This is a genomic window from Sphingobacterium siyangense (assembly GCF_023277505.1).
GTDB classification, from domain to species: Bacteria; Bacteroidota; Bacteroidia; order Sphingobacteriales; family Sphingobacteriaceae; genus Sphingobacterium; species Sphingobacterium siyangense.
On sequence record NZ_CP080574.1, the window covers coordinates 6255647 to 6268881 of the forward strand.

General features: G+C 40.6%; 14 protein-coding genes. 6 read left to right on the forward strand and 8 right to left on the reverse strand.

Going from position 1 to position 13235, the window contains the following annotated elements; all coding sequences use genetic code 11:
• Nucleotides 1-71: 71 nt before the first annotated feature.
• On the forward strand, nucleotides 72-1013 hold the full coding sequence (gene fcl, locus K2F45_RS26190; protein WP_075990246.1) for a GDP-L-fucose synthase: 942 nt from the start codon (nucleotides 72-74) through the stop codon (nucleotides 1011-1013).
• A 16-nt stretch (nucleotides 1014-1029) separates the two neighbouring features.
• On the opposite strand, the gene K2F45_RS26195 is transcribed toward fcl, so the two are convergent.
• The 3 genes from K2F45_RS26195 to K2F45_RS26205 all read right to left on the reverse strand — a co-directional run bounded on the left by K2F45_RS26195 (nucleotide 1030) and on the right by K2F45_RS26205 (nucleotide 2389).
• A complete protein-coding gene (locus K2F45_RS26195) occupies nucleotides 1030-1530 on the reverse strand; it encodes a hypothetical protein (protein WP_075990247.1) in 501 nt (166 codons plus the stop codon).
• Complete coding sequence (locus K2F45_RS26200) at nucleotides 1523-1939, reverse strand: hypothetical protein (RefSeq protein ID WP_075990248.1); 417 nt, start codon at nucleotides 1937-1939, stop codon at nucleotides 1523-1525. The genes K2F45_RS26195 and K2F45_RS26200 overlap by 8 nt, the downstream gene beginning before the upstream one ends.
• A gap of 180 nt (nucleotides 1940-2119) precedes the next feature.
• Complete coding sequence (locus K2F45_RS26205; protein ID WP_075990249.1) at nucleotides 2120-2389, reverse strand: YtxH domain-containing protein; 270 nt, start codon at nucleotides 2387-2389, stop codon at nucleotides 2120-2122.
• Between the two features lie 234 nt (nucleotides 2390-2623).
• Here K2F45_RS26205 and K2F45_RS26210 point away from each other — a divergent pair, with 234 nt between their 5' ends.
• Nucleotides 2624-4168: a YifB family Mg chelatase-like AAA ATPase gene (locus K2F45_RS26210; protein WP_075990250.1), complete on the forward strand. Its 1545-nt coding sequence runs from the start codon at nucleotides 2624-2626 to the stop codon at nucleotides 4166-4168.
• On the opposite strand, the gene K2F45_RS26215 is transcribed toward K2F45_RS26210, so the two are convergent.
• The 4 genes from K2F45_RS26215 to rsfS are packed head-to-tail and all read right to left on the reverse strand — an operon-like array spanning nucleotide 4165 to nucleotide 8002.
• Complete coding sequence (locus tag K2F45_RS26215; protein ID WP_075990251.1) at nucleotides 4165-4788, reverse strand: rhomboid family intramembrane serine protease; 624 nt, start codon at nucleotides 4786-4788, stop codon at nucleotides 4165-4167. The genes K2F45_RS26210 and K2F45_RS26215 overlap by 4 nt on opposite strands.
• 8 nt (nucleotides 4789-4796) lie before the next feature.
• The gene (locus K2F45_RS26220) at nucleotides 4797-5444 is read right to left on the reverse strand and encodes a LutC/YkgG family protein (protein WP_248932709.1); all 648 of its coding nucleotides are present in this window, start codon (nucleotides 5442-5444) and stop codon (nucleotides 4797-4799) included.
• 55 nt (nucleotides 5445-5499) lie between these two features.
• Entirely contained in the window at nucleotides 5500-7581 is a 2082-nt protein-coding gene (gene ftsH, locus K2F45_RS26225; RefSeq protein ID WP_248932710.1) for an ATP-dependent zinc metalloprotease FtsH, read from the reverse strand.
• A 46-nt stretch (nucleotides 7582-7627) separates the two neighbouring features.
• Nucleotides 7628-8002, reverse strand: a complete 375-nt coding sequence (rsfS, locus tag K2F45_RS26230) for a ribosome silencing factor (RefSeq protein ID WP_046673130.1) — start codon at nucleotides 8000-8002, stop codon at nucleotides 7628-7630.
• A 47-nt stretch (nucleotides 8003-8049) separates the two neighbouring features.
• Here rsfS and K2F45_RS26235 point away from each other — a divergent pair, with 47 nt between their 5' ends.
• From K2F45_RS26235 to pfkA, 4 genes are all read left to right on the forward strand, one after another.
• Nucleotides 8050-8820, forward strand: a complete 771-nt coding sequence (locus K2F45_RS26235) for a biotin--[acetyl-CoA-carboxylase] ligase (RefSeq protein ID WP_157625806.1) — start codon at nucleotides 8050-8052, stop codon at nucleotides 8818-8820.
• 156 nt (nucleotides 8821-8976) lie between these two features.
• A complete protein-coding gene (locus tag K2F45_RS26240; RefSeq protein WP_075990253.1) occupies nucleotides 8977-9426 on the forward strand; it encodes a protein-disulfide reductase DsbD domain-containing protein in 450 nt (149 codons plus the stop codon).
• Between the two features lie 86 nt (nucleotides 9427-9512).
• Nucleotides 9513-11219 (forward strand): protein-disulfide reductase DsbD family protein, encoded by a 1707-nt coding sequence (locus K2F45_RS26245; protein WP_075990254.1) that lies wholly within the window; start codon nucleotides 9513-9515, stop codon nucleotides 11217-11219.
• 196 nt (nucleotides 11220-11415) lie between these two features.
• A complete protein-coding gene (pfkA, locus tag K2F45_RS26250; protein ID WP_075990255.1) occupies nucleotides 11416-12390 on the forward strand; it encodes a 6-phosphofructokinase in 975 nt (324 codons plus the stop codon).
• A 167-nt stretch (nucleotides 12391-12557) separates the two neighbouring features.
• On the opposite strand, the gene K2F45_RS26255 is transcribed toward pfkA, so the two are convergent.
• Entirely contained in the window at nucleotides 12558-13004 is a 447-nt protein-coding gene (locus K2F45_RS26255) for a hypothetical protein (protein WP_075990256.1), read from the reverse strand.
• Nucleotides 13005-13235: the final 231 nt, after the last annotated feature.

A 13235-nucleotide genomic window follows, 5' to 3' on the forward strand; every position in this document is an offset into this window, starting at 1 on the left:
CCCTCTTAAGGGCGATTTATATTGCATATAAAAAGCAATTTATCTAAGTTTGCAGGAATCAATAACTTATCGTGGAGAAAGACGCTAAAATTTACATAGCAGGCCATCGCGGCATGGTCGGATCGGCAATCCATCGCAAATTATCGGAGCTTGGCTACAACAATATTGTCACACGCACATCTTCCGAATTAGATTTGCGCAACCAGCAAGCGGTCGCTGATTTTTTCGATCAGGAAAAACCTGACTATGTTTTCCTAGCCGCAGCCAAAGTTGGAGGGATCATGGCGAACAACACCTATCGCGCAGATTTTATCTACGAGAATATGGCTATACAGAATAACGTCATCAAATCTTCCTACGATAATAAAGTTAAAAAATTAATGTTCTTAGGTTCAAGCTGTATCTATCCAAAAATGGCACCACAGCCTTTGAACGAAGATATGCTACTTACGGGCACACTGGAACCTACAAATGAGCCCTACGCAATCGCTAAAATCGCCGGAATAAAAATGGCAGAAGCTTTTCGGGATCAGTATGGATGCAATTATATCTCCGTTATGCCAACGAATCTTTACGGAATTAACGACAATTACCATCCGCAAAACTCACATGTCTTACCGGCCTTGATCAGAAGATTTCATGAAGCTAAAATCAATCAACTCCCTGAAGTTATTATCTGGGGAACAGGAACCCCCTTACGGGAATTTCTCTTTTCCGATGACCTGGCAGACGCCTGCGTCTTTTTAATGAACAATTATGATGAGAAACAATTTGTCAACATTGGCATTGGCGAAGATCTAAGCATTAAGGAGCTTGCCGAATTGATTAAAGACGTTATAGGCTACAAGGGCACTATTTCCTTCGACAGTTCCAAACCAGATGGAACACCACGAAAACTCATGGATGTCTCAAAACTACATGCACTGGGTTGGAAACATCAAGTTAACCTCCGGGAAGGCATCCAACTAGCTTATGCGGATTTTTTGGAAAAAGAAGCAAACGCTTCCGAATAAATCCAACACGATCGCATTAGTAGGTTTCGCTATAGGAAGGAATTCCGTACTCGTTAACCTCATCCTTGATAACCGCATTTTCAGCTTGGGCAGCTTTATTTTTTTTCTTTTTGGGACGAATAAACTGCGTTAACTTGCTAAGGAGGCCACTGATTTTATCTTGATTGATCTGGCCGACAGCACGCTCTGACAACAGCAACATCAACGCTTTCTTAAAAACACCGGTATTTTTTAGGAACAACCTATTCATAACAAAAGGCACGCCGATACGTAACGTCTTCGTTAGCCAATCGGAATCTGGATTGCTACTTTTAGAGAACAGCTGCTGGACAATATTTACCCCCGGAATGTTGTCTTTTAATGTATTGAAAAAGCGAATTGGGGCCTCTATTTTATTGTTGAGCAAGGTAAATTGAGTCTTAAGATAGACTTCTTGCTCATTCTTAAGGGCTTTCAAACGGGAAATCTCAGCCTTAAGCTCTTGTAGGTTACGTATTTTAGTATGTTTATTATTCATTTGTAGCCCTTTCTCTATCAAGTTTTTCCTTATGTAGATCTTCTTCTTCCTCCTCAATCTCATCGTTCCATTTAGCCAAAAAACGTCGGATAGAAAGATCCATAAATTTGGACTCTAACATCGGCTCAAAAACCCGTATTAAGATAATAATCACCAAGAAAATACCCGCTGTCGCCAAAAAGCCCAAGGAATAACTCCCCAGTAATTCTCCGAGCCAAAAACCCAGTGCCAGGCATAAAAAAAACAGGACAAATAACGTGAATATCAGCTTTGTCGCATCAACCACAAGGCTAGCGATCAATCGAGAAGAACGCTCAATTGTCTTTAATTTGACAAGCTTAAACTGGGAGTCAATGTACTCTTTGGTTTTTTGAAATGTACCGCTAAGTGAAAATTTTTCTTCTTCCATGCATCTTAAAATTATTCAAGCTATTTCAATGTCTAGTTTATAAAACGAATCCTGTTTCGGCTCAACGCCGGCAACTTTAATTCCCTATACTAAAAGAAAGGTGTTATCGTAAAAATCTATCCTAGAAATAGCCTGATGATATGTATCCTACACCAATTATTCATACGAATAATCTGCGAACTATGCATGTTCGATGATATCATCATCTAGCACTTCTTCGGTCTGATTTAATTTTCCTTTTAATGTAGAAACAATTTTCTCTTTAAAATCATTCAATTGATCGAATTGTTCTTCCGCTCTCTCACGAATAGCATCACTCAAATCGCTTAATGAATCATTGATTTTATCTCTCGTATCCGACCCCTTGTCCGGAGCAAATAAAACTCCCAAAGCTGCACCTGCAGCAAGACCCGCTAACAACGCCAAAGCTACTTTACTTGTGTCATTCATTTCTTTTTCGTTTTAAAGTTCTAATTCTATTACGATGATCTAGTCCTCGTTTATAATACAATTAACAGAGCAAATCGTTTGCCAAACGCGGCTTTTAATCCATTATTTACAAGAAACTATATCTTCCAATATAATCATTTTTTGATAAACTTCGATTGACTTTCAATAATTCACCAAACAATTATTAACCCGTTCAGTTTTTTAGTATCTTTAAATCAACCCATTATAAAAATTATGCTAAATAAAACCTATTGCAGTGCTGTCTATGGAATCAATGCCTGCACCATTACCGTTGAGGTAATCGTATCTACAGGCCTACATTATTATATTGTAGGATTGCCGGACAATGCTGTAAAAGAAAGCTTAAGACGTGTCGAAAGTGCCATTACTTCCTGTCAACTTCACATGCCACGTCAAAAGATTGTTGTCAACTTGGCACCTGCAGACCTTCGTAAAGAAGGTTCCAGTTACGACCTATCAATCGCAATCGGCATATTGGCCTCCTCCGGGCAAATGACAAATGAGCTTCTGGCAGATTATCTCATTTTAGGAGAACTATCATTAGACGGAAGCATTAAGCCCATCCGCGGTATTTTACCCATCACCTTACAAGCCCTGAAAGAAGGCTTTAAAGGGCTTATTTTACCACAAGAGAACGCAAAGGAGGCCGCTATTGTCAGGGGTGTCGATGTTATCGGAGTAGAAAATCTCAACCAAGTTGTTGATTTCCTAAATCATAAGCTGAAAATTGAACCAACAAAAGTTGATATTCAAACTTTCTTTCATACCGATACAGCGAATTACGATGTCGATTTCTCGGATGTTCAAGGACAGGAGAATATTAAAAGGGCCCTGGAAATTGCCGCAGCAGGTGGTCATAATCTTATTTTAATAGGTCCCCCCGGCGCAGGAAAGACTATGTTGGCCAAAAGATTACCGACGATACTTCCACCCCTCAACATGACTGAATCATTGGAAACCACCAAAATACACTCTGTATCTGGAAACCTAAAGACCAAGGAGTCTCTCTTGACTATGCGGCCGTTTCGTTCTCCGCATCATACCATATCCGACGTAGCTATGGTAGGTGGGGGCTCCAATCCGCTGCCTGGTGAGATTTCACTAGCACATCATGGCGTACTGTTTTTGGATGAATTACCGGAATTCAAACGGAGTGTACTCGAGGTCATGCGGCAGCCTCTCGAATCGCGACAGATTACCATATCAAGGGCAAAACTTACGGTAGATTATCCTGCGAGTTTCATGCTGGTAGCCGCCATGAACCCCTGTCCCTGTGGCTATTTCAATCATCCCGAAAAGGAATGCATATGTGGCAGCAACACCGTACAACGGTATTTAAGTAAAATATCGGGACCTCTTTTAGACCGCATCGATCTGCATATTGAGGTGACGCCTGTACTATTTGATCAACTGAGCACAACACGTAAAGCCGAGGACAGCCGTGCTGTGCGAAGTCGGGTCATTCAGACACGAGAAATTCAGAAAGAACGGTTTGATTCTTTTCCAGACGTTCATTGTAATGCGCAAATGAGTACACAATTGACCCGAGAAATATGTCAGGTTGATGAGGCCGGAAGGAAATTACTTAAAACAGCTATTGAACGCCTTAGCTTATCTGCGAGAGCATACGATCGAATACTCAAGGTTGCTCGTACAATTGCTGATATGGAGCTGAGCAAAAACATCGAGAACCATCATCTGGCCGAAGCAATCCAGTACAGAAATTTAGACCGGGAAACCTGGGGCGGAAAATTTTAGAACTGAGCCAGACAATGCTTAATAACCCAAGGAAAACAAATAATCGTCAAGATCACACCTGACAATGCACCAAAGAAATGAGCATCGTGATTTATACCATCTTGTGCTTTTTTTGACGCCCACACACAGTAACCTAAAAACAAAAACGCAAACAGGTAAGCAGGCATCGGTATAATCATCATCACACCAATGGTACTCTTCGGATCGAAAAGAATGTAGCTGAACAAGACGGCACAAATTGCACCTGAAGCACCTAAACTATAGTAACCCGGATTATTTTTTTGCTGAATGATCGTGGGAATATCACTCAGAATTAAACTACCGATATAGATCACCGCAAATAAAATATGTCCGTATTGACTTGCTTCTGCAAGTATACGCTCTAAACCAAAAGCAAAATAGTAGAAGGTAAGCATATTAAACAGCAAATGCCCCCAATCTTTATGGACAAAACCACTGGTAAGGATGGTATATACCTTTCGATTACGTGCGATACTATACGGGTGTAACATCAGTTTGCCGTAAAGTTGCTCATGTGAAAATGTATAGATACTGGTAGCGAGTGTAAAAATGAAAATAATACTCGCAACAGGCATTTCTGTTAGATAAAATAATAGCATAGTAGTTCTTAGAATCGATCCTCTAAAAGTAAAACGTAAAGCTCTTTTGGCCCATGTGCTCCCAAAACCAATCTTTTCTCTATATCAGCCGTTCTTGAGGGGCCGGTAATTGTCGAAATCATTGTCGGGATTTCCTGACCGTAACGCTTCTGCATATAGGCTAAAGCATCCCGTAGATCCCAAACCAATTGCGAAGCTTTAGCAATAACAATGTGAATTGGGGGATATATACTCAACCTACGTCCTGAAGCATTTGCATTACTCACCATCACACTGCCATTGCGTGCAACTAATGCTTCACATGATGTAATACTTGCATTTGCTAATTCAAAATCTTCCGCTGTTTTTAAAAAAGGAAAACCATATGGACTGAGCAGATTTTGAACACCTTGTTCCCAAGCGTATATATTTTTAATATTATTCTCCTCAGTCAATGAAATCAAATTTTCAATCAGACCGATCTCGCCATCACAATACAGAAACTTGCCTCCCGCAGCAGTCAATTCGCGAACAAAAACAATATCCACCAACTCATCCTCTTCTTTATAAAGTGGTGTTTCTTTGAAATTGGGATGTGGATTATCGTTTTTCTGTAGTAATGCCTGACGTACCCGTTTTAACATTACCTCCTTCGCTGTTGCGTTCTTCACGTTCATGGCGCAAATATATATAAATGCAGCGCTAGATGACTCTAGCGCTGCAGCATTCAAATTAATTCAAATTATTTGACGGTGTTTCTGAGCTCTGCCCTTCGCTAGATCGCGCTTCGTCCGGGTGAACATCCAACGGTAGATCTGTCTGTGGAACTCCGCCACCATCAGCACCATTCACAAACTCCTCGTAAGTAGTCTTAGTTTCAAATGGGCGTTTACCTAATATCTCTTCCAAGTCTGATTGAAAAAGTATTTCTTTTTCTAATAGCTTTTCTGCTATTTTAATCAAACCTTCACGTTTGTCCAGCAATAACTGTTTCGTACGTGCATAGACATCACTAATTAAGTTGCGAACCTCTGCATCAATCAACTCTGCCGTTTTGTCAGAATATGGTTTTTGGAAAGATGCCTCAGAACTGTCTCGGAAAGAAACATTTCCAACTTTATCATTCATACCATAGATTGCAATCATCGCATAAGAAAGTTGCGTGATACGCTCTAAGTCATTTTGAGCACCTGTTGAAATTCTTCCAAAAGTAATATCCTCAGCGACACGCCCCCCCATAGTCATACATAAACTGTCTATCAGTTGCTCTGTCGTATATAAGAACTGCTCACGGGGAAGATATTGTGCATAACCCAAAGCAGCAACACCGCGAGGTACAATAGATACTTTCACCAAAGGATCGGCGTGTTCTAAAAACCAGCCTGCAATAGCGTGCCCCGCCTCATGATAAGCAACAATACGTTTTTCTTCCGGAGAGATGATTTTATTCTTCTTCTCAAGACCGCCGATCACACGATCAACGGCATCTTGAAAATCCTGCATATCAATCTCTGGTTTATTTTTACGGGCAGCGATAAGCGCTGCTTCGTTACATACGTTGGCAATCTCAGCTCCTGCAAAGCCTGGTGTCTGCGCCGATAATTTCTTTGCATCGACCTCAGCTGATAACTTCAACGGCTTTAGATGTACTTTAAAAATTTGCTCACGGCCAATTAAATCCGGTTTATCAATAGAAATTTGACGGTCAAAACGTCCCGGACGCAACAACGCTGTATCCAGAACATCAATACGGTTAGTAGCCGCTAAAATAATAACGCCCGAATCAGTACCAAAACCATCCATCTCCACCAATAATTGATTCAATGTATTTTCACGTTCGTCATTACCTCCCATCATCGAGTTTTTACCACGAGCACGACCAATAGCGTCAATCTCATCGATAAAAATAATACATGGAGCTTTCTCTTTCGCTTGCTTAAACAAGTCACGAACACGCGATGCACCTACCCCCACAAACATTTCGACAAAGTCAGATCCGGAAAGTGAGAAAAATGGCACTTGGGCCTCTCCGGCTACAGCTTTAGCCAATAAAGTCTTACCTGTTCCCGGAGGCCCTACAAGCAAAGCTCCCTTCGGAATTTTACCCCCTAGATTGGTATACTTACGTGGATTTTTTAAGAAATCCACAATCTCCATAACTTCCTGTTTTGCCTCCTCAAGACCGGCAACATCATTAAATGTGATATTGATCTGCGATTCTTTATCAAACAGCTGAGCCTTTGATTTACCAATATTAAAGATTGCACCGCCGCCGCCGCCAGCACCGCCGCCCATACGACGCATCAAGAAAATCCAGATTGCGGCCAAGACCAACAATGGCAACATAAACGTGATAAACCAACTTGCCCATGGATTAGAACGATCGTCATAAGTTAATTGGACCTTTGGTGTACCAGGCGCCAAATCTGCTTGCGAAGCAGCTAGCTTTTTCTCCAAAACATCAGGAGAGGCATCCTTAAAAATATATTGTGGTCCCTTATCTTCTTGACCGGATAAACTTGGAAGTGGATCAGCAGTTTTTGTAGCATCCTTAAAACTTGGATTATCTTTCCAGCCCTTTTTCAGATACACCTCAACCTCGACAAGATCATTCTTCTTGTAGGCGACAAGGCGCTCAACAGAGCCCGTATTTAACATGCGTGTCTCAAAATCGCTATAGCTAACTTCCTTAGCCGGGTTCTCTCCTATAACATATTGTAAGGCAAAAAAACCTAACAACACGGCAATCATAAGCCACACAAAATTGAATTTTGGTGGTTTTGGGGTCACCTTACTACTCGGGATTTTTTTCATTATATCGTAATTATATTTTCTTTATAAATTATTTTATTGAAGGCAATTAGGCGCTTTGGAAATGCTGTACTTCTGCATCTCCCCATAAATCCTCGATACCATAATGCGCTCTTTTTTCGGTCTTAAAGATATGTACAACCACATCCACAAAATCCAAAATCAACCATTCTCCATTTGATTGTCCTTCTTTATATTGGGGTTCTTGACCAAATGCCTTATAGACTTCTTCTTCGACACTCTTTGCTATCGCATTCACCTGAATGTTAGAATCTGCATGACAAATCACAAAATAATCGGAAACAGAACTGTGAAGATCTCTTAAATCCAAGCGAACGATCTCGTTTGCTTTCTTTTCTTGCATACCGTAAACGATAATTTCTGATAGACGTTGGGACAATTCTGAACTTTTATTTTTACTCATTAAAAAATGTGATAGTTTTGACTTAATATTTATTTAATACTTTCAGTTTGCAAAATAACAATATTTCGGGACTTATCATCGGTCAAAATACAATATATCTTGACAAAGTCGCCTCTACAAACGATTATCTCAGGGAATTATTGTCAAATTTCAAGCCACTAGCTGAGGGGACTGCCATTTTAGCAGAAGAACAATTTCAGGGTAAGGGGCAGCGGGGAAGCTCCTGGGTCAGTGAACCCGGGAAAAACTTAACGACATCGATCCTCTTAAAGCCTCATTTCCTACCAATAGCACAACAATTTGCACTTTCAGCTACTATTGCCGTTGCAACCGTCAATTGGCTGAAAAGCAAAATCGAGCAGCCTGTTGCCGTAAAATGGCCCAATGATATTTACGTCAATTCAAAGAAAATCACAGGCATTTTAATAGAAAATAAATTAAAAGGCAGTAAAATCGACAGCGCTATTATCGGCATCGGTGTAAATATTAATCAAACTAATTTTGACACAGCAACAACAATAACCTCGCTCGCCTGCCTGACCGATCGACAGGATTACAACAGCAAGGCCCTGGCTCAGGAGTTGTTCCAAGTGATCCAACAGGAGTACCTGACCCTTTATAACGAAGGGGCCGAATATCAGTTAAGCCGCTACAACGCCTTATTGTTTTGGAAAGGTGAAGAAAGACCATTCCTTATCGATGGCATCAAGAAAACCGGCATCATTCAACGGGTATCTGGCGAGGGGAAACTATGCGTTCTTCTGGAAGACACCCTTCGCGAATTTGATATCAAAGAAATTACACATCTTATTACCTAATCTTTACAAAAAAGGCAGAGCCCATTTTAGAATTGTCAAACCTTTGTTCTAAATTTGTCAACAGCGTGATTAAACCTTTATTCACACGAAGCATCAAAGAACAATAACACACTGCAATAATTGTAGCGGAAAAGGAAAAGAACAAATTAAATTCGGATGAAAAAGTTAATACTGTTAATGACTGCAGTAATTTTTGCAGTTACGGGAGCATTCGCTCAGATTCACAAACCTGTAAAATGGACTGTGGCCAGCAAAAAGTTAAATAATAAAGAAGCTGTAGTTTATGTAAAAGCTACAATCCAAAATGGATGGCACATTTATTCACAAAATGTGAAAGATGGCGGGCCAATTCCAACTTCTTTCACCTTCGCCAAAGCTGCTGATTATGCACTGGTCGGTAAAACTGCAGAGCCGAAACCAAAAGTAAAACATGAGGATGTATTTAAGATGGATGTTGGTTATTTTACAAACGAGGTAATTTTCCAACAAAAAGTAACTTTAAACAAAGGAACTGCCACCGTTAAAGGTACTGTAGAATGGCAAGCATGTGATGCATCACAATGTCTTCCTCCAGACGAATATGCTTTTGCTGTGACAATCAAATAGTAAAAATGATTCTACACGGATAAATTAATAAGGCGATTCTCATCGCCTTTTTTTATTTTTGACCATAACATCAGAAATTCATACGCATGTTAAAAAACACATTCATTCTACTTTTAATTGCTTTTTTCAGCCTTTCTTTAACTACAGCAACTTTTGCCTCAGCACAAGATAGTTTAACAAGTACAGAAGGGCTTCAATTTGAATCATCACCGGATACAGCTACTGCTGTTGAAGCGGTACCCGAGGATCTAAATTTTACAGCTTCACCTGACACGATGGTTAGTCAAGATAGCAGTAAAATAGTTCCAACTAAGGCAAACGCTTCCTCAGGGAATCAAGAATCAGGGAAAAAATCACTTTGGAGTATCTTTATTGCTGGATTAGTTGGCGGCTTCGCAGCGCTGCTCATGCCTTGTATATTCCCAATGCTCCCACTTACCGTAAGCTATTTTACAAAACAGGCCGGAAGCCGCGCAAGCGGTATCAGCAAGGCACTTCTATATGGTCTCTTCATCATTGTGATCTATGTCGCTTTAGGAATGATTATTACCATTTCGTTTGGTTCGGATGCGTTGAATGCTTTATCGACAAATGGGGTATTTAATTTCCTATTCTTCCTCTTATTGGTTGTTTTTGCCGCGTCCTTTTTTGGTGCTTTTGAAATCACGTTACCAAGTTCTTTCGTCAATAAAATGGATGCCAAATCCGACAAAGGCGGTCTTGTAGGGCTTTTCTTTATGGCATTCAGCCTTTCACTGGTATCTTTTTCCTGTACTGGCCCCATTATTGGCACCTTATTGGTCGAAGCGGCCTCAAAAGGAGAACGCTTAGGTCCAGCAGTCGGGATGCTCGGTTTTTCTATAGCACTAGCAATTCCTTTTGGCTTATTTGCGATGTTCCCTTCGATGTTAAAATCCCTACCAAAATCTGGCGGCTGGCTAAATTCGGTGAAGGTTGTACTTGGCTTCTTAGAGCTCGCACTAGCGCTGAAATTCTTATCAAATGTAGATTTGGCCTACCATTGGAATTGGTTGGATCGAGAAGTGTTCTTATCGTTATGGATTGCCATTTTTAGTATGATGGGCTTATATCTTATTGGAAAGATCAAGTTTTCACATGACAGCGAATTAAAATTCCTCTCTGTACCGAGAACTATTCTCGCTATCATTGTATTTTCCTTCGTTATCTATATGGTACCGGGACTGTGGGGAGCTCCCCTAAAATCGATTTCAGCCTTCTTGCCACCTTCGGCAACACAGGACTTTGACCTGTCGGCAGGAATAGTAGCCGCTCCTTCACACAATGATGGTAAGGTTAAAAAATATGCGGAGATTTTTCACGAACGTGGTACACCAAAAGGATTTGATCCTTATTATGATTATGAAGAGGCTCTCGCAGCTTCAAAAGAACAGAATAAACCGGTATTAATTGATTTTACAGGCTGGAACTGTGTCAATTGTCGAAAAATGGAGGCAAATGTCTGGACTGATCCCGCGGTTGCCAAACTACTGAAGGAAGAATTTATTATGGCCGAATTGTTTGTCGATGATAAAACAGAATTACCGGCAAACGAACAATTCGTTTCAAAATATAGTGGCAAAAAAATCAAAACTATAGGTAATAAAAACAGTGATTTCCAAGCATCAGCTTTCGACAGTAATTCGCAACCGCTCTATGTCATCGTCGATGCATCAGGAACAGTATTGGTTCCAAAAACGGGCGCAAACTATAATGTCGCAGAATATACTGCATTTTTACAGAGCGGAATTGATGCCTTTAAGGCAAAAAAATAGTCTGTATACGCTGGAGATATCCGTCTGGAATGATACATGATAAAAAGCAATTATTAAATTTGCATTATCTTTAGTTCACGCTTAGATGAATTGCACTTAAAAAAGCTATTGCTTGTTCTTAATAGCGTTATCGGCGACTTCCAATAACGGAAATATAATTGTATATACGCTTAAAAATAGCTAAGTTTGAGTACGTATGAGTAACATTAAAAAAATTGCTGTTTTGACATCTGGAGGAGATGCTCCAGGAATGAATGCTGGTATCCGTGCTGTTGTTAGAGCGGGTATCTACAATAATCTTGAAGTATTTGGCGTACGCAGAGGTTATGATGGTCTAGTTAATGGTGAGATTATCCCCATGGATGCTAAATCTGTAGCCAATATCATACAACGTGGTGGTACTATCCTAAAAACAGCCCGTAGCGAGGCCTTCAAAACTATTGAAGGACGTAAACAGGCGTATGAAAATTTACGCAGCCACGGTATTGATGCCATGGTTGTCATCGGTGGCGATGGTACATTTACCGGTGCATCCAAGTTTATAGAAGAATTCGACTTTCCTATCATTGGGCTTCCGGGCACAATTGATAACGATTTGGCCGGCACAGACTTTACGATTGGTTATGATACAGCCATTAATACCGTTATTCAAGCTGTAGACAAAATTCGCGATACTGCTGAGTCTCATGATAGACTTTTTGTGATCGAAGTGATGGGGCGCGACTCCGGTCTTATCGCCGTTCGTTCTGGTATAAGTACCGGTGCTGAGGCAGTTTTGGTTCCTGAGTTCGAGGTAGACTATGATGCGATCATGAAAAGACTTGACAAATCCCGTAAAAATAAATCATCCCGCATTATTATTGTTGCTGAAGGTGACAAAGAAGGCGGCATGGTTGTTTCGGAAAAAATCAAGGAAAATTTTCCGCATTACGATGTTAGATTATCAATTTTAGGACATATTCAACGTGGCGGAAGCCCAACATGCATGGACCGCGTGCTAGCCAGTAGGCTTGGAGTTGCATCCGTAGAGGCTTTACTACAAGGTCGCAGGGGTGAAATGGCCGGACTGATTTGCAGTGAAGTAAGATTCACTCCTTTTAAGAGCGCCATCAAGCATAACGTAAAAATGAATGAAGACCTACTTCGTATCATTGAAATTCTTTCTTTGTAAGTGATATAAGTTATTCTTAACTAACAATAAAAAAGAGTATACATTGTGATGTATACTCTTTTTTTATGCCTTTCATTGCTAGATTGTCCAAACCCTTTAGGCAAAGGCCTGACACCTAAACTATCATGTGACATAAAGCCACAATAGTACCATATCCGGCACAGTTGTTATTTAAGCAAATTATTGAGGTACTCTTCAGATACCGGAGGTAACTGAATGGCTTGGCCTGCTTTCGCCATCGAGTCAGCAAAATGATTCGTGTTGCTGATCGCCTGTTCGTAGGCCTTCACAACCTGTTCCGATAAGTGCAATACCTTAGGATCTTTGAGATCAACACGGTATTGATTATTTTCCAGTGTAACATGCTGATAAAAACGATATGCAGCAGCTTTTAGTTGGCCCAGCTCCTGTTGCGATAACTGATCGATTCTGGCATTAGGCGGCAGCGTGACATCGATAAAAGTCGTGTCTTTAGCCAATTGATCAATAGCATGATCCAAAGGAATGGCATGCAATGCCTCTAGGTTGACAACGGGAATCCCCTTACCCTGATCGCCACTGCAGGAAGCAAGAACCATCCCCAAGAATATGCCCAAAATTACTGTTTTCTTCATCTATATAATTTTTATTGCCACAATTGCTTTAGAAATCCCATTGCTCAACTTGTTTAAACTCAGGATTCATCATCCCCTAGTTGGATTGTACACGAGGATATAGTAGTTCCAAGTGATCATTCGCGATAGCAGCAGGCGAAGTTAGTGAATTCCCTCCACGTTATCACAGCCGCTAGCGCAGTAACGATGAAAGCGCAGGTTGATCAGGACAGCTATTATTAAATAGAAACC